Consider the following 20,921-nt stretch of genomic DNA (forward strand, 5'->3'; position numbering starts at 1 on the left):
GTGGTCATGGGCGGGGCTCGCGCGTCAGGCCGACGCGGCGGGGGCGAGAGTGACGGGTTGGGGATCGAAGATGCGGTAGCGCTTCCAGGGCAGCGTGAGCCAGTTGCCCTGGCTGTTCTGCAGGTGCTCCTGCACCTCCAGCGTGGCGCGCGACGAGGCGGGGCCGTCCTGGCTGCTGATGCGCAGCCAGTGCAGCCGCGCCCGCGCATAGGCATGGCCGAAGTCTTCCCAGCTCTCGAAGCTGTCCTGCGCGCGCTGTGCGTTGAGGAACAGCACCAGCCAGGCCTGCGACTCGGGCACCCAGCCCAGCAGCGCGATGCAGCGCACCAGGAAGGCGGTGCGCGCGCAGTCGAAGGCCAGCGCGTCGCGCACCTGGCCTTCGGCCGCGAGCTGTTCGTAGAAGTTGGCGTGGGTGCGGCCGAGCCCGCCGACCCAGCCGACCAGCGCGGCCTGCATCTGCGTGGCGATGTCGCGCTCGGGCAGGTCGGCGGCCATGTTCATTTCGCGCAGCACCTGCCTGGCCAGCCGCTGGCGCTGCTCGGCGGGCACGTCGAGCGCCAGCGTGTCGCTGTCGCAGCGCAGGCCGTTGCGCAGCAGCAGGATGTCGCCGAGCGCCAGCGCCCAGCGGCGGCGGTTGGGCACCACCTTGCCGGCGTCGGCCCGGGCCTGCGCCGCGCGCACCGCGAGGTCGGCGTTGGCCTTTTCCATGTGGCCGATCGCCGTGCCCGAGCCGTGCACGACGATGCGGAATGCCGTGCGCACGACGAACCACGCGATGCGCACCCCCAGGTACAGCAGGCCCAGGAACACAACGATGACGATGGCCTGCGTCATGGCAATGCCGCTCCCAGCGGCGGCGCGCACACGGCGGCGCTCAGCGAGATGCCTTCGATCTCCAGCATCGCGGCGGGCGCCGGCGTGGGGGCCGCCTGCAGCGACGGCGGCAGCCGGTTCGGGGGCAGCGTCAGCCGGGCGGCGGCGGCCACCGCCACGTCCATCTGCCGCAGCCGCGCCAGCTCGTGCGGCGCGATGCGCAGCAGCAGCCATTGCAACGCCGGCGGCGGCTGCTCGAAGTGCTCGATCAGGTGGAAGTTGCCGCTCATCACGCTGAGCAGGAAGTCGGGGCTTTGCACATCGGTCACGAACTTCCATTCGCCCCGCGCGGCGTCCGAGGCCTCGGGCTCGAACACCAGGCCCATGCCCTCGCAGTCGCTGTGGCGCTCGCCGCGCGGCGGCAGCGTGCGCAGGAACTGCAGCACGTCGTCCGCGTACTTGCGGATCGGGTGGCGGTTCTGCTTGCCCTTGATCTGGTCGACGCGCAGCCCGTCGGGATGCACCTCGAGGCTGATGGTCACGTGCGGCAGGTTGCCCGCGCTGCGCAGCGTGAACAGGCGCAGCCGGCCGCTCTGCGCCGCGCTGGCGTACTGCTCGCCGTAGCCGCCATTGAGCTTCTTGATGTTGGCGAACTGACCCAGGCAGTGCTGCATGTGGAACGACTCGTAGGCCATTTCCTCGCGCAAGGCCGCATGGCTGCCGATGAACTCGAAGATCACGCCGTTGGGCGTGCGCAGCACTTCCTTCAGCGCCAGGCCGCTGCTGGGCACCCAGCCCTTGTTGCGCTTGGCCTGCATGCGCTGGTGCTCCTGCTCCCACAGGGCCATGGCCATGAAGCAGGTGATGCGCTGCAGCTTCTGTTCGAGCCGCGTGCCGCGCCGCGAACGCAAAAACTCCACCAGCATGCGTTCGCGGTCGACCAGCAGCAGGTGATCGGGGTCGAGGTAGTAGAAAGTCTTCGAACTGGCTTCGGCGGCTGGCGACTCGGCCTTGCCGGCCTTGGACTTTTCCTTGTCGTCCTTGTCCTGTACGGCCGGTGCGCGCGGCTGCAATTGCTTCGCCAGCCACTCGGGCAGCGGCTTGTCGGGCCCGGCCGCGGCCAGGTAGTCGGCGGGCGACTGCACCGGCAGCACGTTGGCGAAGCTGCCGATGGCCCAGCGGAAGAAGTGGTTCAGCAGCCAGGCCGCCATGTCGGCGTCGTCGCCGCGCTCGGCGCTGCGGCGCGCGATCGCGGCCTTGACCTCGGGCGCGTTCACCACGTCGCGCGGCAGATAAACCGCCGTCGCGGCAGGTGGCGCGGAGGGGCTCGTGGAAGGATACGGAGTCGGGATGGGCATCGACGGGCGGGCGACTTACAGCGTGAAGTCGTACTCCACCGTGATCGGCGCGTGGTCGCTGAACTTGACCGTCTTGTAGATCGCCTCGGTGCGCGCCAGTGCGCCCATGGCCGGGGTCGCGAGGTGGTAGTCCAGCCGCCATCCCACGTTGTTCGCGTAGGCCTGGCCGCGGTTGCTCCACCAGGTGTAGGCGTCGCCCGTGGTGTCGGGCTTGAGGCGGCGGTACACGTCCACCAGGCCGGCGCCTTCGGTGCCGGCGTCGAGCAGGCGCGTCATCCAGGCGCGTTCCTCGGGCAGGAAGCCGCTGTTCTTCTGGTTGCCGCGCCAGTTCTTCAGGTCGATTTCCTGGTGGGCGATGTTGATGTCGCCGCACAGGATGAACTCGCGCTCCTTCTTCAGCGCCAAGAGGTGCGGGAAGAAGCCCTTCAGGAAGCGGAACTTGGCGGCCTGGCGCTCCTCGCCCGAGCTGCCGCTCGGGAAGTAGCAGCTGATGACCGAGAACTTGCGCTTCGGCGTGTCGAAGCGCAGTTCGAGGTAGCGGCCTTCGGCGTCGAATTCGGGATCACCCCAGCCCACCACCACGGCGCTGGGCGCATGCTTCGTGTAGATGGCGGTGCCTGCGTAGCCTTTTTTCTCGGCAAAGTGGAAGTGGCCCTGCAGGCCCGCCATCTGCTCGAAGCGGCCCTCGACATCGCTGGCCTGGACGCGGATCTCCTGCATGCAAATACAATCCGGCGCGAGTTCGGCCACCCAGTCGGCGACGCCCTTGGTGGCCGCCGAGCGCAGGCCATTGAGATTGAGACTGGTCAGTTTGAACACAAGGAATTTCCAATGGCTGTAGACGGTCAGACAAGCAGCGCGGTGGCACAGGACTTCGTCCAGTTCGCGCTCGACGCCGGCGTGCTTCGCTTCGGCGAATTCAAGACCAAGGCCGGTCGCATGAGCCCGTATTTCTTCAATTCGGGCCTCTTCGACGACGGCGCCAAGATCGCGCGGCTCGCCGGATTCTATGCAGACCGCCTGGTCGAAAGCGGCCTCGAGTTCGACATGATCTTCGGCCCCGCCTACAAGGGCATCCCGCTGGGCGCCACCGTGGCTGCCGAGCTGGCCCGGCGTGGGCGCAACTACCCCTTCGCCTACAACCGCAAGGAAGCCAAGGCGCACGGCGAAGGCGGCAATCTGGTGGGCGCGCCGCTCAAGGGCCGCGTGCTGATCGTCGACGACGTGATGTCGGCCGGCACCGCGGTGCGCGAATCCATCGCCGCGATCCAGGCCGCGGGCGCCACGCCGCATGCCGTGGCCATCGCCCTGGACCGGCAGGAAAAAGCCACCGAGAACGGCGTCGACGTGGACCACAGCGCCGTGCAGTACGTGCGCAACCAGCTCGGCCTCGCGGTGGTGCCCATCGCCACGCTGGACGACCTGCTGAGCTACCTCTCGGGCAACGCCGCCGCCGACCTCGGCGCGCACCGCGAGCGCGTGCTGGCCTACCGCACGCGCTACGGCGCCTGAGACGCAGCGCCGATGCGACGCCCCGCGCGCGATCCCTCTTCCGCCGCCGCCGTGGCGTCGCTGTGGCTGGGCCTGGCGGTCCTGTCGTCGTGCGCAACGGCGCTGGCCCAGCCCGCCAGGACGGACGGGCCCGGCGTCGGCATCTACACCTGCGTCGACGCGCGCGGGCGCACGCTCACGGCCGACCGGCCGATCGCCGAGTGCAGCGACCGCGAGCAGCGCGAACTGAGCCCGAGCGGCACGGTGCGCCGCAAGCTGGAGCCGACCTACACGGCGCGCGAGCAGCAGGAGCGCGAGGACCGCGCGCGCGAAGCCGCCATCCAGGCCGCGCGGCTCATCGACGAGCGCCGCCGCGAGCGCGCGCTGCTGGTGCGCTACCCCAACGCCACCACGCACGACCGCGAGCGCGTCGAGGCCCTGTCGCAGATCGACGCCGTGATCCAGGCCGCCAAGAAGCGCCTCGTCGAGCTCGCCGACGACCGCAAGAAGATCGACGAAGAGCTCGAGTTCTACAAGCAGGACACGAGCAAGGCGCCCGGCGCCGTGCGCCGCCGCATCGAGGACAACACGCAGAGCGTGGCCGTGCAGAACCGCTTCATCACGGAGCAGGAAGACGAGAAGAAGCGTGTGAATGCGCGCTTCGACGAAGAGCGCGGGCGCCTGAAGACGCTCTGGTCGCCGCAGAACGGCGGCAACCCGCGCTGAACGAACCCGCCGGGGCCTGGCGCAAGGCCCCGGGGCTCGTTCGCGATCAGCCCAGCTTGGCTTTCAGCAGCTCGGTGACCTGCGCCGGGTTCGCCTTGCCGCCGCTGGCCTTCATGACCTGGCCCACGAGGCCGTTGAGCGCCTTTTCCTTGCCGCCGCGGTATTCCTCGACGTTCTTCGCGTTCTTGGCAATCACCTCGTCGAGGATCTTGTCGAGTGCGCCGGCGTCGTTCATCGGCTTCAGGTCCTTGGCTTCGATGATCGCGTCGACATCGCTGCCTTCGCCGCTCCACAGCGCTTCGAACACCTGGCGCGCGGCGTTGTTGGGCAGCGTGCCGTCGGCGATGCGCGTCACCAGCTGCGCGAGCTGCGCGGCCTTCACGGGTGCGGCCTCGATGCCGATCTCGGCGGCGTTCAGGCGGCGGGCCATCTCGCCGGTGATCCAGTTGCTGGCCAGCTTGGGCGCTGCGCCGGCGTTCACCGCGTCGTCGAAGTAGCGGGCCAGTGCCGCACCTTGCGTGAGCTGCGCGGCGTCGTATTCCGACAGGCCGTGGTCGCGCACATAGCGCTCGGCCGTGGCACGCGGCAGCTCGGGCATGGTGGCCCGCACGCGCTCGATCCACTCGGCGGCCACCACGAGGGGCGGCAGGTCCGGATCGGGGAAGTAGCGGTAGTCGGCCGCGTCTTCCTTGGTGCGCATGGTGCGCGTCTCGCCGGTGGCGGGATCGAACAGCACGGTCGCCTGCTCGATGGCGCGGCCCTCTTCGAGCTCGTCGATCTGCGAGTTGATCTCGTAGTCGATCGCCTGCTGCATGAACTTGAAGCTGTTCAGGTTCTTGATCTCGCGGCGCGTGCCGAGCTTGTCGCCGGGCTTGCGCACCGACACGTTGGCGTCGCAGCGAAAGCTCCCTTCCTGCATGTTGCCGTCGCAGATGCCGATCCACGTGACGATCTTGTGCAGTTCCTTCGCGTAGGCCACGGCCTCGGCGGTGGAGCGCATGTCGGGCTCGGTCACGATCTCCAGCAGCGGCGTGCCGGCGCGGTTCAGGTCGATGCCGCTCTGGCCGATGAAGTCTTCGTGCAGCGACTTGCCCGCGTCCTCCTCGAGGTGGGCGCGCACCAGGCGCACGGTCTTCTTCTCTTCACCGAGGAAGAACGACACCGCGCCGCCTTGCACCACCGGGATCTCGAACTGGCTGATCTGGTAGCCCTTGGGCAGGTCGGGGTAGAAGTAGTTCTTGCGCGCGAACACGCTGCGCGGCGCGATGTGCGAGCCCAGCGCCAGGCCCAGCTTGATGGCGCGTTCGACCGCGCCCTTGTTCATCACGGGCAGCGTGCCCGGCAGCGCCAGGTCGACCGCGCAGGCCTGCGTGTTGGGCTCGGCGCCGAAGGCGGTGGAGGCGCGGCTGAAGATCTTGCTCGCGGTCGACAGTTGCGCGTGCGTCTCGAAGCCGATGATGACTTCATAGCCGCGCACCAGCGGGCCGGTCGGGCGGCCTTGTTGTTGTGCTTCGAAGGTGTTCACTGCGGTGGTGTCGCTCATCTTAAAAACCCTCCGGCGTGCGCGTGTGCCAGTCGGTGGCTTGCTGGAAGCGGTGCGCTGCGTTGAGCAGCTTCGCTTCGCCGAAGTAGTTGCCGATCAGCTGCAGGCCCACGGGCATGCCTGCGTCGAAGCCCGCGGGCACGCTCATGCCGGGCAGGCCGGCGAGCGAGGCGGGCAGCGTGAAGATGTCGGCGAGGTAGTCGGCCACGGGGTCGTCGCCGTGTTCGCCGATCTTCCAGGCGGTGGTCGGCGCGGCGGGGCCGGCGATCACGTCGCATTGCGTCAGCGCCTGCTGGAAGTCGTCCGCGATCATGCGGCGCACCTTCTGCGCTTGCAGGTAGTAGGCGTCGTAGTAGCCGTGCGAGAGCACGTAGGTGCCGATCATGATGCGGCGCTTCACCTCGTCGCCGAAGCCTTCGGCGCGCGTGCGTTCGTACATCTCGGCCAGGTCCTTGTACTGTTTGGCGCGGTGGCCGAACTTGACGCCGTCGAAGCGGCTCAGGTTGCTCGAGGCTTCGGCCGCGGCCAGGATGTAGTACACGGGAATCGACAGCTCGGTGCGCGGCAGCGAGACCTCGACGCGCTTGGCGCCGAGCTTCTCGTACTGCGCGAGCGCCGCGTCGATGGCGGCGCGCACGCCGGGCGCCACGCCGTCGCCGAAGAACTCCTTGGGCACGCCGATGCGCAGGCCTTCGAGCGAGTCGTTCAGCGAGCGGCCGAAGTCTTCGGCGGGCTTGTCGAGCGAGGTCGAATCGCGGTCGAGGTCGGGGCCGCAGAAGGCCGACAGCAGCAGCGCGCAGTCTTCGGCCGAGCGGGCCATCGGGCCGGCCTGGTCGAGGCTGGAGGCGAAGGCCACCATGCCGTAGCGCGAGGCGCGCCCGTAGGTCGGCTTGATGCCGGTGATGCCGCAGAACGAAGCGGGCTGGCGGATCGAGCCGCCGGTGTCGGTGCCGGTGGCGGCCGGTGCGAGGCGCGCGGCCACGGCCGCCGCGCTGGCGCCCGACGAGCCGCCCGGAATGCGTTCGAGGTTCCAGGGGTTGCGCACCGGCACGGCTTGGTCGTGGCCCACGGCGGGCACGGCGACGTTCTCGTTGGCCGAGCCCATCGCGAACTCGTCGCAGCTGAGCTTGCCCAGCGTGACCGCGCCGGCTTCGGCCAGGCGGCGCACCACGGTCGCGTCGAAGGGCGAGCGGTAGCCCGCGAGCATCTTCGAGCCGGCGGTGGTGGCGAAATCGGTGGTGACGAAGATGTCCTTGTGCGCGATCGGAACGCCGGCCAGCGCGGGCGCGTTGCCCTTGGCGATGAGCGCGTCGGCCGCGCGGGCCTGGGCCAGCGTGACTTCTTCGTTGACGTCGACGAAGGTGCCGAGCGACTCGTGGGCCTTCATGCGGCCGAGAAACGCCTGCGAGGCTTCGACGGCCGAAACCTTGCGCTCGGCCAGGGCCTTGGCCAGGGCGACCACGCCCATCTGGTGCAGTTGCTCGCCGCTCATTATTCGATCACCTTGGGCACGAGGAACAGGCCGGCTTCGACGGCCGGGGCGCTCTTCTGGTTGGCTTCGCGGTTGTTCGGCTCGCTCACGACATCGTCGCGCAGGCGCAGCGTCACGTCTTCGAGCGCGGCCACGGGGTGCGCCAGCGGCTCGACGCCGGTGGTGTCGACCGCGCGCATGCGTTCGACCAGATCGAAGAAGCCGTTGATTTGAGTGAGCATGCGCTCGCTTTCATCTGGGGCAAGCTGCAGCCGCGCCAGGGAGGCGATGCGTGCAATATCGGAAGCGGAAAGAGACATAGATGGCTGACGGGTCGAAAAAACCGGAGGCAATCGCACGCCGAAGAGGGTGCCGACACGGGATTCAGAGGGGATTCGGTTATTATCCCGCCTTTGCCGCAACCCCCGCGAACGCGCCGGCTTTTGCGCCAAAAACGATCAATTCACCCCGTCAAACGACCCAAAAATAGAGCGACGACCTGCCGATGCGCAGGCCGTGCTCAGAGGATTCCGCACATGTTTGGAGCTTTCCGTCGGTACTTCTCCACCGACCTGGCGATCGACCTCGGCACCGCCAACACCCTGATCTTCGCCCGCAACAAGGGCATCGTGCTGGACGAGCCCTCCGTGGTCGCGATCCGCCACGAAGGCGGCCCCCATGGCAAGAAGGTGATCCAGGCCGTCGGCCGCGAAGCCAAGGCCATGCTGGGCAAGGTGCCCGGCAACATCGAGGCCATCCGCCCGATGAAGGACGGCGTCATTGCCGACTTCGTGATCACCGAGCAGATGATCAAGCAGTTCATCAAGATGGTGCACCCGCGCACGCTGCTCACGCCGAGCCCGCGCATCATCATCTGCGTGCCCTGCGGCTCGACCCAGGTCGAGCGCCGCGCCATCAAGGACGCGGCCGAAGCCGCCGGCGCCACCGCCGTCTACCTCATCGAAGAACCCATGGCCGCGGCCATCGGCGCCGGCCTGCCCGTCAGCGAAGCCTCGGGCTCGATGGTGGTGGACATCGGCGGCGGCACCACCGAAGTGGGCGTGATCTCGCTGGGCGGCATGGTCTACAAGGGCTCGGTCCGCGTGGGCGGCGACCGCTTCGACGAAGCCATCATCAACTACATCCGCCGCAACTACGGCATGCTGATCGGCGAGCCGACGGCCGAAGTCATCAAGAAGAACATCGGCTCGGCCTTCCCGGGCTCCGAAGTCAAGGAAATGGAAGTCAAGGGCCGCAACCTGTCCGAAGGCGTGCCGCGCAGCTTCACCATCAGCAGCAACGAAGTGCTGGAAGCCCTGACCGACCCCCTGAACAACATCGTCTCGGCCGTGAAGAACGCGCTGGAACAGACGCCTCCCGAACTGGGCGCCGACATCGCCGAGCGCGGCATGATGCTCACCGGCGGCGGCGCGCTGCTGCGCGACCTCGACCGCCTGCTCGCCGAGGAAACCGGCCTGCCGGTGCTCGTGGCCGAAGACCCGCTGACCTGCGTGGTGCGCGGCTGCGGCATCGCCTTGGAGCGCATGGACCGTCTGGGCAGCATCTTCACGAGCGAGTAAAAGGCGAAAGCCATCATCGGCCGGCCTCTGCTTGCGCAGGCCGGCTTTTTGTTATTTGATGCCGCACCACCGCCGGGTCTGACTACATGCCTCTGGGCACGCTCGATCGCACAGCGCCACCCCTGTTCAACCAGGGGCAATCGGCACTCAGCAAGCTGATCTTCTTCGGCGCGCTCTCGCTCTTCCTCATGGTCGCCGACGCCCGCTTTCACCTCGTGAAGCCGATCCGCTCGGCCATCGGCGCGGTGCTCTACCCGGTGCAGATGGCGGCGCTCAAGCCGGTCATGCTGGTGATGGGCGGCAGCCGTTACTTCGAAGAGCTGCAGACCGCGCAGCGCAACGAAGACGAGGCCCGCAAGGCCCTGATGCTGCAGGCCGAGACCGCCAGCCGCGCCGACACGCTCGCGCAAGACAACGCCCGCCTGCGCGAGCTGCTCGAGCTGCGCCAGACCACCACCACGCCGGGCCGCCCGGCCGAGGTGCTGTACGACGCGGCCGACCCCTACACGCGCAAGATCGTCATCGACCAGGGCCTCGCCCAAGGCGTGGCCGCCGGCTCGCCGGTGATCGACGCGCGCGGCGTGCTGGGCCAGGTGACCCAGGTGCTGCCCTTCACGAGCGAGGTCACGCTGGTGATCGACCGCGACCTGGCCATTCCCGTGCAGAACACCCGCACCGGTGTGCGCAGCGTGGCCTTCGGCGACGCCTCGGCGCACGGCGGCGGCATGGAGCTGCGCTTCATGGCGGCCAACGCCGACCTGCAGGAGGGCGACCTGCTGTCCACCAGCGGGGTCGACGGCATCTACCCGGCCGGCCTGCCGGTGGCCAAGATCGAACGCATCGAGCGCCGCGCCGACTCGGCCTTCGCGCGCATCTACTGCGTGCCGCTGGCCCGCGTGACCGCGGCGCGCTACGTGCTGGTGCTCGAGCCCTCCGGCGCGCCGGTGGCACCGCCGCACGTCGAGGCCGCGTCCACCCAGCGCAAGCGCCCCGAAGGCAAGCCGGGCGCCGGCAAGAACGAGAAGAAACCGGCGGGAGCCACGCGATGATCAAGCGCCCCGGCCAGCAGCAGCTCCTGCTGCCCGTCAGCCCCGTCTTCATGTGGACCAGCCTGCTCGTGGCGCTGCTGGTCAACATGATCCCCATCGGCCGCGCCGCCTGGATGCCCGACCTGCTGGCGCTGGTGATCGTGTTCTGGGGCGTGCACCAGCCCGCGCGCGTGGGCATCGGCGCGGCCTTCATGTTCGGCCTGCTCATGGACGTGCACCAGTCGTCGATGCTGGGCCAGCATGCGCTGTCCTACACCACGCTGGGCTTCTTCGCGATCATGATCCACCGGCGCCTGCTGTGGTACCCGGTGCTCTCGCAGGCGCTGCAGGTGCTGCCGCTGTTTGCGCTGTCGCAGTTCATCGAGGTGATCACGCGCATGATCGGCGGCGGCGTGTTCCCGGGTTGGGGCGTGCTGGTCTCGCCGGCCCTCGAGGCGGCGCTGTGGCCGCTGGCCACCGCGCTGCTCCTGGCGCCCCAGCGCCGCACGCCCGAACCCGACGAGAACCGCCCCCTCTGAGTTCTTCCTTCCGTCGCATTTGCCATCGCACCTGCGCACGCCTAAGCTTCCTGACGCCATGACCGAAATCCGCAACGTTGCCGCCGACCTGGCGCGCTTCAAGCGCCGCGTGATCGTCATCGGCCTGGCGGTGCTGTTCGCCTTCAGCCTGCTGGGCTCGCGGCTGGTCTACCTGCAGGTCGTGCGCCATGCCGACCTGGCCGAGCAGGCCGAGAGCAACCGCACGGCCGTGGTGCCGGTGGTGCCGAACCGGGGGCTCATCCTCGATCGCAACGGCATCGTGCTGGCCTCCAACTACTCGGCCTACACGCTGGAGATCACGCCCTCCAAGGTCGGCGACGTCGAGGAGACCATCAACAGCCTGACCAGCGTGCTCGAGGTGTCGCCGCGCGACCGCCGCCGCTTCAAGCGCCTGCGCGAAGACTCGCGCAGCTTCGACTCCATTCCGATCCGCACCCGCCTGAGCGATGAAGAGGTGGCGCGCTTCGCGGCACAGCGCTACCGCTTCCCGGGCGTGGAGATCAAGGCGCGCCTGTTCCGCAACTACCCGCAGGGCGAGCTGGCCTCGCACGTGCTGGGCTACATCGGCCGCATCAACCAGCGCGAGAAGACCGCGATGGAAGACTGGGACGAGGAAGACCAGGCCAATTACAAAGGCACCGACTACATCGGCAAGCTGGGCATCGAGCAGAGCTACGAGAAGATGCTGCACGGCCAGACCGGCGTCGAGCAGATGGAAACCTCGGCCGGCGGGCGCGCCGTGCGCCGGCTCGCCAGCCACCCGGCCACGCCGGGCAACACCGTCATGCTGTCGCTGGACATCAAGCTGCAGAAGCTGGTGGAAGACATGTACGGCGACCGGCGCGGCGCGCTCGTGGCCATCGACCCCAAGACCGGCGAAGTGCTGGCCTTCGTGAGCAAGCCCACCTTCGACCCGAACCTGTTCGTCGAAGGCATCGACACCGAGAGCTGGCAGGCGCTCACCGAATCGATCGACAAGCCGCTGCTCAACCGCGCGCTGCGCGGCACCTACCCGCCGGGCTCCACCTACAAGCCCTTCATGGCGTTGGCGGCGCTGCAGACCGGCAAGCGCGCCGCGAGCGTGGTGGTGAACGACCCCGGCTACTTCAACTTCGGCGGCCACCGCTTCGGCAGCCCCGAGGGCTACCTGGGCGGCGTCGACATGCGCCGCTCGATCCAGGTGTCGAGCAACATCTACTACTACTCGCTGGCCAACGAGATGGGCGTGGACCTGATCCACGACTTCATGAAGCCGATGGGCTTCGGCCAGATCACCGGCATCGACCTGGGTGGCGAGGTGCGCGGCGTGCTGCCCAGCACCGAGTGGAAGCGCAACGCCTACAAGCGGCCCGAGCAGAAGAAGTGGTACGCGGGCGAGACCATCTCGCTGGGCATCGGCCAGGGCTACAACGCCTTCACCATGCTGCAGCTGGCGCAGGCCACGGCCATCGTGGCCGACGGCGGCATGAAGCACCGGCCGCACCTGGCGCTGGCGATGCGCAACACGGTCAGCGGGCAGGTCGTGCCGCTGCCCCAGCCGCCGGCCGAGAACCTGGGCTACACGGCGGCCAACGTGGCGGTGATCCGCGAGGGCCTGACCAGCGTGGTCACCAGCGGCACCGCGCGCGGCGTGTTCGCGGGCGCGGGCTACCAGGCGGCCGGCAAGACCGGCACGGCGCAGGCCGTGACGCAGGCCAAGAACACCAAGTACAACGCGCGCGCGCTCGAAGAACACCAGCGCGACCACGCGCTGTTCATGGCCTACGCACCGGCCAACAACCCGAAGATCGCGCTCGCGGTCATCGTCGAGAACGCGGGCTGGGGCGCGGGCGCCGCGGCGCCGCTGGCGCGTCGCGTGTTCGACTACTGGCTCATGGACCAGTACCCGAGCGAGGCCGACATGGCCGCCGTGCGCATCGGCCGCGCGGGCGCGCCGATGGGCAAGCCGCGCGTGGCCAGCGAGGTGGCCTGGCCCGCGGCGGCCGCGGTGCCGGCACCGGCGGGCGCGGCATCGTCGGCGGCGCCGACGCCCTGACGGGCGCGCCCTCTGGGCGCACCGCAGCTCAGGCCAGGGTCAGACCACCGTCCCGGCGACTTCACCCAGGCCGATGCGCACCGCGCCTTCGCGCTCGCACCAGCCGCGCATCACCAGCGTGTCGCCGTCTTCCAGGAAGGTGCGCTTCTCGCCGTTCGGCAGCGTGACCGGCTGCTTGCCGCCCAGCGTGAGTTCCATCAGCGAGCCGGCCTGGTCGGGCTGCGGGCCCGACAGCGTGCCCGAGCCCAGCAGGTCGCCGGGCTGCAGGTTGCAGCCGTTCACCGTGTGGTGCGTGATGAGCTGCGCGGCGGTCCAGTAGGCGGCCTCGGTGGTGTTGCCGAGCGTGAGGCGCACGGGCGCCACGCCGTCGGCGCGCATCTTCGCGGTCTGCAGCAGCACTTCGAGCGTGATGTCGAGCGCGCCGCTGGCGCGGTTCGACGGGGCGTCGAGGTAGGGCAGCGGCTGCGGGTCTTCGGCGGGGCGCTCGAACTTGGCACGGAACGGCGCCAGCGCTTCGGTCGTCACGATCCAGGGCGACAGCGTGCTGGCGAAGTTCTTGGCCAGGAACGGGCCCAGCGGCTGGTATTCCCAGGCCTGCAGGTCGCGCGCCGACCAGTCGTTGAGCAGGGTCACGCCGAACAGGTGGTCTTCGGCGTCGCCGATGGCGATGGGTTCGCCCAGCGCGTTGCCGCGGCCCACGAGGAAGCCCAGCTCCAGTTCGTAGTCCAGCCGCTTCGAGGGGCCGAAGCTCGGCGCCGCCGCATCGGGTGCCTTGGTCTGGCCTTGCGGGCGCTTGAAGACCTGGCCGCTCACGCCGATCGACGAGGCGCGGCCGTGGTAGCCGATGGGCACCCACTTGTAGTTGGGCATCAGCGGCTGGTCGGGGCGGAACAGCTTGCCGATGGTGGTGGCGTGGTGGATGCCCGTGTAGAAGTCGGTGTAGTCGCCGATGCGGCAGGGCACCGTCATCTCGGCCTGGGCTTGCGCCAGCAGGGCCTTCGACCACGCGGCCTGCTGGCCGCTGCCTTCGGCCAGGCCCGCGGAGATCGCGGCGCGCAGCGCCTGGCGGTCTTTCACCGAGGCGTTCATCAGCACGTTCATGTCGTCGGTGTCGATGAGTCCGGTGGCGCGCAGGTCGAGGATCTGGTCGCCGATGGCCACGCCGATGCGGAAGGCCTCGCTGCTGCCGGCGGCGCGGAAGCGGCCGAAGGGCAGGTTCTGGATCGGGAAGTCGGTGCCGGCCACGTTGGCGGCGGCGACCCAGCTGCGCAGCTTCGGGTCGTGGGTGGCGTTGAGTGCGGTCATGGAGGTCTTTCGTTGAATCGGATCAGTCTGCGGTCATGCCCGCTTTTTTGGCGACGTCGCCCAGGCGCTTGTATTCGGTGTCGGTGAGCGTGGTGAGCTCCTGCGCGCTCGAGCCGCGCGGCGAGAAGCCGGCCTGCTGCAGCTTGGCCTTCACGTCGGGCATCGCGAGCGCTTCGACGAACGCTTCGTTCAGCGCCTTCACGATCGGCGCCGGCAGCTTCGCCGGGCCGTACACGCCGAACCACGGCTCCAGCGCATAGCCCTTGAGGCCCGCTTCGGCCATCGTTGGCACGTCGGGCAGCGAGGGCGAGCGCGTGGAGCCCGCCACCGCCAGTGCGCGCAGCTTGCCGGCCTGGATGTGCGGCAGCGACGCCGGCAGGTTGTCGAACATCACGCCGATGGTGTTGCCCAGCATGTCGGTGATGGCCGGGCCGCTGCCCTTGTAGGCCACGTGCGTCAGCTCGGTGCCGGTCATCTGCGCGAACATCACGCCGGCCAGGTTCATCGAGGTGCCGGCGCCTGCGGTGGCGTAGGGCAGGCCGGGGTTCTTCTTCGCGGCGGCGATGAGCTCGGGCACGGTCTTGATGGCCGAACTTGCGGGCACTTCGAGCACGATGGTCGACATGCCCAGCAGGCTGATGGCCGTGAAGTCCTTGCGCGGGTCGAAGGCCATCGACTTGTAGATGTGCGGGTTCAGCGCGTTGGTCGAGATGGCGCCGAAGCCGATCGTGTAGCCGTCGGGCGCGGCCTTGGCCACGGCGTCCATGCCGATGTTGCCGCCCGCGCCGCCGCGGTTGTCGATGAGCACCGGCTGGCCCAGCTTCTCCGACACCTTCTGGCCCACGGTGCGCGCCACCAGGTCGGTGGTGCCGCCGGCCGTGTAGGGCACGATGAACTTGATGGGCTTGGACGGAAAGTCGGCCGCGTGCGCGAACAAGGGCGCGGCCAGCAGCGCGAGGGCCGCGGCGCGGCGGGTGAGGGTGAGAGCGTGCGTCATGCCTTGAATTGGTCTTTCAGACCGGCCCAGCAGTCGGTGTAGTCGGTGTCGAGCGCCGGGCTTTGCAGCGCGAAGTTCGTCGGAATGAAACGGTAGCGGCTCTCGAACATGAAGGCCAGCGTGTTGTCCAGCTTGTGCGGCTTGAGGTCGGCGTGCGTCGCCTTGTCGAAGGCTTCCTCGTCCGGTCCGTGCGGCACCATGCAGTTGTGCAGGCTCGCACCGCCGGGCTTGAAGCCGCCCGGCTTGGCGTCGTACTCGCCCAGCACCAGGCCCATGAATTCGCTCATGAGGTTGCGGTGGAACCATGGCGGACGGAAGGTGTTTTCCATCACCATCCAGCGCGGCGGGAAGATCACGAAGTCGCAGTTGGCCGTGCCGGGCGTGTCGCTGGGCGAGGTCAGCACGGTGAAGATCGACGGATCGGGATGGTCGAAGCTGATCGAGCCGATGACCATGAAGTTGGCCGTGTCGTACTTCACCGGCGCGAGGTTGCCGTGCCAGGCGACCACGTTGAAGGGCGACTGTTTCGTCGGTGCGGTCCAGAAGCGGCCGCCGAATTTCTTCACCAGCTCGTAGGCGCCGCCGTCTGCCTCGAAGGCCGCCACGGGCGCTTGGAAATCGCGGGCGTTGGCCAGGCCGTTCGAGCCGATCGGGCCGAGTTCGGGCAGGCGGAAGTGCGCGCCGTAGTTCTCGCACACGTAGCCGCGCGAAAGTCCGTCGGGCAATGCGACCTTGAAGGCCATGCCGCGCGGCAGCACCACGATTTCGCCGGGCTTGACGTCGAGCACGCCGAGTTCGGTGGTGATGACGAGGCGGCCTTGTTGGGGCATCACCAGCATCTCGCCGTCGGCGTTGACGAAGGCGCGCTGTTCCATCGAACGGCCCGCGAGGTACATCAGCGAGCCGATGCCGACCTGCGACTCGGCGTCGCCGTTGGCGGCCAGCGTGTGCATGCCGTCGATGAAGTCGACGTCGGCCGCGCCGTCCAGCGGCAGCGGGCCCCAGCGCATCGGTTCGGGCGGCAGCGCGATCTCGCGGTCGGCGCCGGTGGTCCAGTGCGCCTGTGCGTAGGGCTGGTAGCGGCCCGACACCACCGAGGGCTGGCGGCGGTACAGCCAGGTGCGGCGGTTCTCATGGCGCGGCGCCGTGAAGGCGGTGCCCGAGAGCAGCTCGGTGTACAGGTCGAAGGGGCCGCGCTGCGGGTTGTTGCGGCCTTGCGGCAGCGCACCGGGTACGGCCTCGGAGGCGTACTCGTTGCCGAAGCCGCTCTGGTAGCGCCGTTCGGAGGCGGGTGTTGCTTGGGTCATGGGCTTCTCTTTCGAAAATCGCGATGAGGTGGGAGTGTGCGGGGCTCAGCCGGCGCGCGCCGCGTCGAAGGCTTCGCGCAGCACGGCCAGCGAGCCGACATGGTTGGCCAGCACGAGCACGAGTCGTGCGTTGAAGGCGTGGCTTTCCTCGGTGGAAAGCCCCTGGTGGGCCTCGATGAGCGCCTCGTAGAAATCGTCGGGCGCTTCGAGGTTCGGCGTGGTGATCAGTTGCTGTTGCATCGGGGTCATGCCTTTGCCAGTGCGTGGTCGAGGGCCGCGCGAAGCTTCGCCGCCGTGGGGTGGCGCCAGCGCGCGCACACGTGCTGGTCGGGCCGCAGCAGGTAGACGGTGCCGGGCTGCGCGTCGTAGCGCTGCGTGGCGAGTTCGGCGTCGGGGCCGGTGCCTTCCACGCGCACGACGTGCAGCGCGAGGTCGCTGCTTTTCAGCGCCTGCAGGCTGCGCTCGGCGGCGTCGCCGGTGCCGAACACCAGCGCGGTGAAGCGCGCCACATGGCATTCGCGCAGCAGCCAGCCGGTGCTGCCGTCGGCGCGCCGCACGGGCGCATCGGCTGCTGCCGCGCCGGGCACCATCGCGCCGGCGAAGGTGTCGGCGTCGGGCGTGTTGAGCGGCGAGTCGCGCAGCACCGTGGCCACCGACAGCCGCCCGCTGTTGACCAGCGAGCGCGCGAAGGCGTGGCGCTTGGTCAGCTCGAGCACCGCGTCGCGGAAGAGGCGGCTCACCTCGCTCTTGGGCGTGATGAAGTCGGTGGCGCGCGTGGAGTTGCGGATGTTCTCGTCGGCGGCGTATTCGCGTTCGCTCGCGTAGCTGTCGAGCAGCGCGTCGGGCGCGTCGCCGGCCAGCACGGCCGCGAGCTTCCAGGCGAGGTTGTCGGCGTCCTGCACGCCCGAGTTGGCGCCGCGCGCACCGAAGGGCGACACGCCGTGCGCCGAGTCGCCCGCGAACAGCACGCGGCCGTGGCGGAAGCGCTCCATGCGCTGGCAGGCGAAGGTGTAGACGCTGGCCCAGCCGATCTGGAACTGCACGCCTTCGAAGCCGATGCTGTCCAGCAGCGCGCGCACGCGCGGCGTGATGCGCTCGGGCTTGCGCTCTTCCACCGGGTCGGCGTCCCAGCCGAGCTGGAAGTCGACGCGCCACATGCCGTCGGCCTGCTTGTGCAGCAGCACGCTCTGGCCGGGGTGGAACGAGGGATCGAACCAGAAGCGGCGCTCGGTGGGCAGCTGCGCGTCCATCGTGATGTCGGCGATCAGGAAGCGGTCGCGGAACACGCGGCCCTTGGCTTCCTGCCCCAGCATCTGGCGCAGGTTGGAGCGCGAGCCGTCGCAGGCGGCCACGTAGCCGGCCTGCAGGCGGTACTCGCCCTCGGGCGTTTCGACCGTGAGCACTGCGCCATCCTCGCCTTGCGCGATGCCGGTGACCTTGTTGTTCCAGCGCAGGTCGATCAGCGGCAAGGCCGCGGCGCGCTCGACGAGGTAGCCCTCGACGTAGTACTGCTGCAGGTTGATGAAGGCCGGGCGCTCGTGGCCGGGCTCGGGCAGCAGGTCGAAGCGGTAGACCTGCTCGTCATGGAAGAACACCTTGCCGACGTTCCACGACACGCCCTTGTCCACCATGCGGTCGCCGCAGCCGAGGCGGTCGAACACCTCGAGCGTGCGCTTGGCGAAGCAGATCGCGCGCGATCCGCTGGACAGGCTGTTGTCGTTGTCGAGCAGCACCACGGGCACCTGCCGCAGGGCGAGGTCGATGGCGAGCGTGAGGCCCACCGGGCCGGCGCCCACGACCACCACGGGGTGGCGGGCGGGCGCGGCGGCGTCCTGGTCGGCGTGGCGGGTGTAGTCGAAGCGCAGGCTTTGATAGTCGATCACGTGATGTCTCCGTGTCCTTGTCGTTTCCGTCGCCTTCCCCGCGCGGGGGAAGGTCGCGGCGCGATCAGCCTTCCAGGGCCTTCCACATGTCGATGTCGCGCTGGGCCGTCCACACGCGCGGGTCGGCGTGGCCCGAGGCCTCGTCGTAGGCGCGGCTCACGTCGAAGGGCATGCAGTGGTCGAAGATCACCCACTGCTGGTACTTGGGCTGCAGCTTCGCGTAGGTTTCCTTGTAGACCGCGTTCAGGTCGCGGCCGGCCTTCACGCCTTCCTGCACGCTGGCGTACACGTCGGAGATGAAGGCCCGCGTGCCGTTCAGGCCCTCGGCCACGGCTTCGGGCGTGGTCAGCGCGGCGCCGCGGCCCGGCACCAGGGCCAGGGGCTTCAGGGCGGCGATGTTGTCCAGCGTCTGCGGCCAGTCCTGGAAGTAGGCGTCGCCGGCGTACGGCGTGGCGCCGAACTCGACCAGGTCGCCCGACAGCAGCGCGCGCTCCTGCGGCAGCCAGACGACCGTGTCGCCCTTGGTGTGGCCGCGGCCCAGCTGCAGCAGCTGCACTTCGAGCTTGCCCAGCCACAGCGTCATCTTGCCGGTGAAGGTCATGGTGGGCCAGGTCAGGCCCGGGGGCACCGTCTCGACGTTCTGGAACAGGCGTGGGAAGCGGCCGATTTCGCTGGCCTTGTCTTCCTCGCCGCGCTCCACGATCAGGTCGCGCGTGTCCTGGCTGGCCAGGATGTGTTCGGCGCCGTAGCCCGCCGCGCCCAGCACGCGCACCGCGTGGTAATGGGTGAGCACCACGTACTTGATGGGCTTGTCGGTCACTTCGCGGATGCGGCGCACCACGTCGGCGGCCATGGCGGGCGTGGCCTGGGTGTCGGCCACCAGCACGCAGTCGTCGCCGATGATGATGCCGGTGTTGGGGTCGCCCTCGGCCGTGTAGGCCCAGGCGTGCTCCGAGATCTGGCTGAAGGTGATCTTCTTTTCTTCCAGGTCGGCCTGGCTGGCGAATTTCTTGGCTTGGCTCATCGTGTGTCTCCGGTGGGGTGGTTTTGGGATTCGCCTGATTCGTTTAAGGCGAACGAGTTTGCAGATAACGAATGCGCGGAGTGTAAGCCCGAGATCAGTTCATGTCTAATGCCTTCTTCATGAACGAACAACCAGACGGCAAGGCGGCCATGGCAGCGACTGACACCGACCGCGCCCAGCGCGGCATCCAGAGCATCGAAGTCGGCGGGCAGCTGCTGCGCGCGCTGGTGCACCACGGCCGCCCGATGGCGCTCAAAGACCTTGCCCGCGAAGCGGACATGACGGCCGCCAAGGCCCACCCGTACATGGTGAGCTTCGGCCGGCTGGGCCTCATCGAGCAGGACCGCGCCAGCGGCCACTATCTGCTCGGCCCGCTGGCCTTGCAACTGGGGCTGATCAGCCTGCAGCAGGCCGACCCGGTGCACATCGCCACGCCGCTGATCGGCCAGCTCGCGCAGCAGATCGGCCACACCGTGGCGCTGGCCGTGTGGGGCGCGCGCGGCGCGACCATCGTGCGCACGGCCGAGTCGCCCTCGCCGGTGCACGTGAACATGCGCCACGGCACGGTGTTCTCGCTCACCAACACGGCCTCGGGCCGCGTCTTTGCCGCCTACCTCGACCCGGCGGTGGTGCGCGCGCAGCTCGAGGACGAGCGCCAGCGCCAGAAGCAGCGCAAGGGCGCCGCCGAGCCCGCGCCGCCGGCCGGCATGCCGCCGGTGCAGCCGCTGCCCTCGTGGAGCGACTTCGAGCGCCAGTGCCAGGAAGTGCGCGACCACGGCATCAGCCGCTCCGACGGCGAGGTGATCGAGGGCGTGAGCGCCATGGCCGCGCCCGTGTTCGACCACACCGGCGCCATCGTGCTGGCCGTGACTGCCATCGGCCCGGCCGGCATCTTCCACACCGCCTGGGACGGCGAGATCGCGCGCGCGCTCAAGGCCTGCGCGGGCACGGTGTCGCAGCGCCTGGGCGCGAGCAAAAACCAGGGCGGGGTCGGCGCCGTGGTTCCCTCCGTTTCCGATCGATGACCCTGTTTTCTTCCGCCTTGTCTTCTTTCTCTTCTTCCTCCGACGACCTCGCGCTGCGCATCGACCGCACCGTGGCGCTGCTGCGCGGTGCGCGCCGCATCGTGGTCTTCTCGGGCGCGGGGCTGTCCAAGGCCTCGGGCATCCCGACCTACCGCGACGCCGACGGTCTCTGGATGAGCCAGAACGCGCTCAAGTTCTCGCATGCCGACGACCTCGCGCGCGACCCGGGCGGCTTCACGAAGTTCTGGGCCCAGCGCCTGTCGCAGATCGAGACCGCGTCGCCCAACCCCGGCCACCTCGCGCTCGCGCAGCTGCAGCGGCTGCGCCCCGCGACCCGGCTCATCACGCAGAACGTCGATGGCCTGCTCGGCAAGGCCGGCGGCCAGGACGTGCTGGAGCTGCACGGATCGCTGCGCCGCTGGCGCTGCGATCACTGCGGCAACCGCAGCGGCCCGTGGCCGTTCCACCGCTGCCTGCGCTGCGGCTCGCACGCGCGGCCCGACGTGGTCATGTTCGGCGAGATGCTGAACGCCGGCGTGCTGCTCGACGCGCAGGTGGCCGCGCAGGAGTCCGACCTGTTCCTGGTGGTCGGCAGCACCACCATCGTCTACCCGGCGGCCGAGCTGCCCAAGCTGGCGATGGCGCGGGGTGCGCGGCTGGTCACGCTGAACATCGAGCCGCTGCCGCACCTGGACGATGCGGCAGCGGTGGTGTTGCGGGGGGCGTCGGAAGACCTGCTGCCGAAGTTGGTTGCCGGCATGGCCGGCGACTGAAG

At 69.2% G+C, this 20,921-nt stretch carries 20 protein-coding genes; 8 read left to right on the plus strand and 12 right to left on the minus strand.

Annotated elements, in window-relative coordinates:
* Positions 1-24: 24 nt before the first annotated feature.
* Genes AC07YS_RS27935 through AC07YS_RS27945 form a run of 3 tightly spaced genes read right to left on the minus strand, consistent with a single transcriptional unit; the run spans position 25 to position 2,990 of the window.
* The gene (locus tag AC07YS_RS27935) at positions 25-834 is read right to left on the minus strand and encodes a DUF1266 domain-containing protein (RefSeq protein WP_495270211.1); all 810 of its coding nucleotides are present in this window, start codon (positions 832-834) and stop codon (positions 25-27) included.
* Complete coding sequence (locus AC07YS_RS27940) at positions 831-2,171, minus strand: hypothetical protein (RefSeq protein ID WP_495270212.1); 1,341 nt, start codon at positions 2,169-2,171, stop codon at positions 831-833. Before AC07YS_RS27940 ends, AC07YS_RS27935 begins: the two co-directional genes overlap by 4 nt.
* A 15-nt stretch (positions 2,172-2,186) precedes the next feature.
* Entirely contained in the window at positions 2,187-2,990 is an 804-nt protein-coding gene (locus AC07YS_RS27945) for an exodeoxyribonuclease III (protein ID WP_062472711.1), read from the minus strand.
* A 12-nt stretch (positions 2,991-3,002) separates the two neighbouring features.
* Here AC07YS_RS27945 and pyrE point away from each other — a divergent pair, with 12 nt between their 5' ends.
* Positions 3,003-3,683: an orotate phosphoribosyltransferase gene (pyrE, locus tag AC07YS_RS27950; RefSeq protein ID WP_056583914.1), complete on the plus strand. Its 681-nt coding sequence runs from the start codon at positions 3,003-3,005 to the stop codon at positions 3,681-3,683.
* Positions 3,684-3,695: 12 nt separating this feature from the next.
* Positions 3,696-4,388, plus strand: coding sequence for a DUF4124 domain-containing protein (locus tag AC07YS_RS27955; protein ID WP_495270213.1), 693 nt, complete (start codon positions 3,696-3,698; stop codon positions 4,386-4,388).
* A gap of 46 nt (positions 4,389-4,434) precedes the next feature.
* On the opposite strand, the gene gatB is transcribed toward AC07YS_RS27955, so the two are convergent.
* The 3 genes from gatB to gatC are packed head-to-tail and all read right to left on the minus strand — an operon-like array spanning position 4,435 to position 7,722.
* On the minus strand, positions 4,435-5,931 hold the full coding sequence (gene gatB / locus AC07YS_RS27960; RefSeq protein WP_495270214.1) for an Asp-tRNA(Asn)/Glu-tRNA(Gln) amidotransferase subunit GatB: 1,497 nt from the start codon (positions 5,929-5,931) through the stop codon (positions 4,435-4,437).
* 1 nt (position 5,932) lies between these two features.
* Positions 5,933-7,423 carry an Asp-tRNA(Asn)/Glu-tRNA(Gln) amidotransferase subunit GatA gene (gene gatA, locus AC07YS_RS27965; protein ID WP_495270215.1) on the minus strand — a complete coding sequence of 497 codons (1,491 nt, stop codon included), beginning with the start codon at positions 7,421-7,423 and terminating at the stop codon, positions 5,933-5,935.
* On the minus strand, positions 7,423-7,722 hold the full coding sequence (gatC, locus tag AC07YS_RS27970) for an Asp-tRNA(Asn)/Glu-tRNA(Gln) amidotransferase subunit GatC (RefSeq protein WP_056583926.1): 300 nt from the start codon (positions 7,720-7,722) through the stop codon (positions 7,423-7,425). Before gatC ends, gatA begins: the two co-directional genes overlap by 1 nt.
* Positions 7,723-7,938: 216 nt before the next feature.
* On the opposite strand from gatC, the gene AC07YS_RS27975 reads away from it, so the two are divergent.
* From AC07YS_RS27975 to mrdA, 4 genes are all read left to right on the plus strand, one after another.
* Positions 7,939-8,982: a rod shape-determining protein gene (locus AC07YS_RS27975; protein ID WP_056583929.1), complete on the plus strand. Its 1,044-nt coding sequence runs from the start codon at positions 7,939-7,941 to the stop codon at positions 8,980-8,982.
* Positions 8,983-9,068: 86 nt separating this feature from the next.
* A complete protein-coding gene (mreC, locus tag AC07YS_RS27980) occupies positions 9,069-10,031 on the plus strand; it encodes a rod shape-determining protein MreC (protein ID WP_095743224.1) in 963 nt (320 codons plus the stop codon).
* Complete coding sequence (gene mreD / locus AC07YS_RS27985) at positions 10,028-10,549, plus strand: rod shape-determining protein MreD (RefSeq protein ID WP_062472721.1); 522 nt, start codon at positions 10,028-10,030, stop codon at positions 10,547-10,549. The genes mreC and mreD overlap by 4 nt, the downstream gene beginning before the upstream one ends.
* A gap of 58 nt (positions 10,550-10,607) precedes the next feature.
* Entirely contained in the window at positions 10,608-12,605 is a 1,998-nt protein-coding gene (mrdA, locus tag AC07YS_RS27990) for a penicillin-binding protein 2 (RefSeq protein ID WP_062472723.1), read from the plus strand.
* 39 nt (positions 12,606-12,644) lie between these two features.
* Here the strand turns inward: mrdA and fahA are convergent, their stop codons facing one another.
* From fahA to AC07YS_RS28020, 6 genes are all read right to left on the minus strand, one after another.
* Positions 12,645-13,910, minus strand: a complete 1,266-nt coding sequence (fahA, locus tag AC07YS_RS27995) for a fumarylacetoacetase (protein WP_495273778.1) — start codon at positions 13,908-13,910, stop codon at positions 12,645-12,647.
* Between the two features lie 22 nt (positions 13,911-13,932).
* Positions 13,933-14,907, minus strand: coding sequence for a Bug family tripartite tricarboxylate transporter substrate binding protein (locus AC07YS_RS28000; protein ID WP_139703992.1), 975 nt, complete (start codon positions 14,905-14,907; stop codon positions 13,933-13,935).
* The gene (gene hmgA / locus AC07YS_RS28005) at positions 14,904-16,214 is read right to left on the minus strand and encodes a homogentisate 1,2-dioxygenase (protein WP_095949781.1); all 1,311 of its coding nucleotides are present in this window, start codon (positions 16,212-16,214) and stop codon (positions 14,904-14,906) included. Before hmgA ends, AC07YS_RS28000 begins: the two co-directional genes overlap by 4 nt.
* Positions 16,215-16,259: 45 nt before the next feature.
* Positions 16,260-16,454: a DUF2783 domain-containing protein gene (locus tag AC07YS_RS28010; RefSeq protein WP_070063480.1), complete on the minus strand. Its 195-nt coding sequence runs from the start codon at positions 16,452-16,454 to the stop codon at positions 16,260-16,262.
* A 5-nt stretch (positions 16,455-16,459) separates the two neighbouring features.
* Positions 16,460-18,097 (minus strand): FAD-dependent oxidoreductase, encoded by a 1,638-nt coding sequence (locus AC07YS_RS28015; RefSeq protein WP_495270012.1) that lies wholly within the window; start codon positions 18,095-18,097, stop codon positions 16,460-16,462.
* 64 nt (positions 18,098-18,161) lie between these two features.
* Positions 18,162-19,121, minus strand: coding sequence for an MBL fold metallo-hydrolase (locus AC07YS_RS28020; RefSeq protein ID WP_062472733.1), 960 nt, complete (start codon positions 19,119-19,121; stop codon positions 18,162-18,164).
* A gap of 149 nt (positions 19,122-19,270) precedes the next feature.
* Here AC07YS_RS28020 and AC07YS_RS28025 point away from each other — a divergent pair, with 149 nt between their 5' ends.
* Positions 19,271-20,146 carry an IclR family transcriptional regulator gene (locus AC07YS_RS28025; RefSeq protein WP_390349601.1) on the plus strand — a complete coding sequence of 292 codons (876 nt, stop codon included), beginning with the start codon at positions 19,271-19,273 and terminating at the stop codon, positions 20,144-20,146.
* Positions 20,143-20,919: an SIR2 family NAD-dependent protein deacylase gene (locus tag AC07YS_RS28030; RefSeq protein ID WP_495270013.1), complete on the plus strand. Its 777-nt coding sequence runs from the start codon at positions 20,143-20,145 to the stop codon at positions 20,917-20,919. The genes AC07YS_RS28025 and AC07YS_RS28030 overlap by 4 nt, the downstream gene beginning before the upstream one ends.
* The last annotated feature ends 2 nt before the right edge of the window (positions 20,920-20,921 follow it).

The organism is Variovorax sp. GW458-11-26-14-LB1, assembly GCF_059423965.1.

Bases quoted from the DNA above. Each gene is read 5' to 3' on its own strand.
- mreD (WP_062472721.1), top strand. From the start codon at position 10,028: ATGATCAAGCGCCCCGGCCAGCAGCAGCTCCTGCTGCCCGTCAGCCCC.
- AC07YS_RS27935 (WP_495270211.1), bottom strand. From the start codon at position 834: ATGACGCAGGCCATCGTCATCGTTGTGTTCCTGGGCCTGCTGTACCTG.
- AC07YS_RS27975 (WP_056583929.1), top strand. From the start codon at position 7,939: ATGTTTGGAGCTTTCCGTCGGTACTTCTCCACCGACCTGGCGATCGAC.
- AC07YS_RS28025 (WP_390349601.1), top strand. From the start codon at position 19,271: ATGGCAGCGACTGACACCGACCGCGCCCAGCGCGGCATCCAGAGCATC.
- gatA (WP_495270215.1), bottom strand. From the start codon at position 7,423: ATGAGCGGCGAGCAACTGCACCAGATGGGCGTGGTCGCCCTGGCCAAG.
- gatB (WP_495270214.1), bottom strand. From the start codon at position 5,931: ATGAGCGACACCACCGCAGTGAACACCTTCGAAGCACAACAACAAGGC.
- gatC (WP_056583926.1), bottom strand. From the start codon at position 7,722: ATGTCTCTTTCCGCTTCCGATATTGCACGCATCGCCTCCCTGGCGCGG.
- AC07YS_RS28000 (WP_139703992.1), bottom strand. From the start codon at position 14,907: ATGACGCACGCTCTCACCCTCACCCGCCGCGCCGCGGCCCTCGCGCTG.
- hmgA (WP_095949781.1), bottom strand. From the start codon at position 16,214: ATGACCCAAGCAACACCCGCCTCCGAACGGCGCTACCAGAGCGGCTTC.
- AC07YS_RS28010 (WP_070063480.1), bottom strand. From the start codon at position 16,454: ATGCAACAGCAACTGATCACCACGCCGAACCTCGAAGCGCCCGACGAT.
- mrdA (WP_062472723.1), top strand. From the start codon at position 10,608: ATGACCGAAATCCGCAACGTTGCCGCCGACCTGGCGCGCTTCAAGCGC.
- mreC (WP_095743224.1), top strand. From the start codon at position 9,069: ATGCCTCTGGGCACGCTCGATCGCACAGCGCCACCCCTGTTCAACCAG.
- AC07YS_RS28030 (WP_495270013.1), top strand. From the start codon at position 20,143: ATGACCCTGTTTTCTTCCGCCTTGTCTTCTTTCTCTTCTTCCTCCGAC.
- AC07YS_RS28020 (WP_062472733.1), bottom strand. From the start codon at position 19,121: ATGAGCCAAGCCAAGAAATTCGCCAGCCAGGCCGACCTGGAAGAAAAG.
- fahA (WP_495273778.1), bottom strand. From the start codon at position 13,910: ATGACCGCACTCAACGCCACCCACGACCCGAAGCTGCGCAGCTGGGTC.
- AC07YS_RS27940 (WP_495270212.1), bottom strand. From the start codon at position 2,171: ATGCCCATCCCGACTCCGTATCCTTCCACGAGCCCCTCCGCGCCACCT.
- pyrE (WP_056583914.1), top strand. From the start codon at position 3,003: ATGGCTGTAGACGGTCAGACAAGCAGCGCGGTGGCACAGGACTTCGTC.
- AC07YS_RS27955 (WP_495270213.1), top strand. From the start codon at position 3,696: ATGCGACGCCCCGCGCGCGATCCCTCTTCCGCCGCCGCCGTGGCGTCG.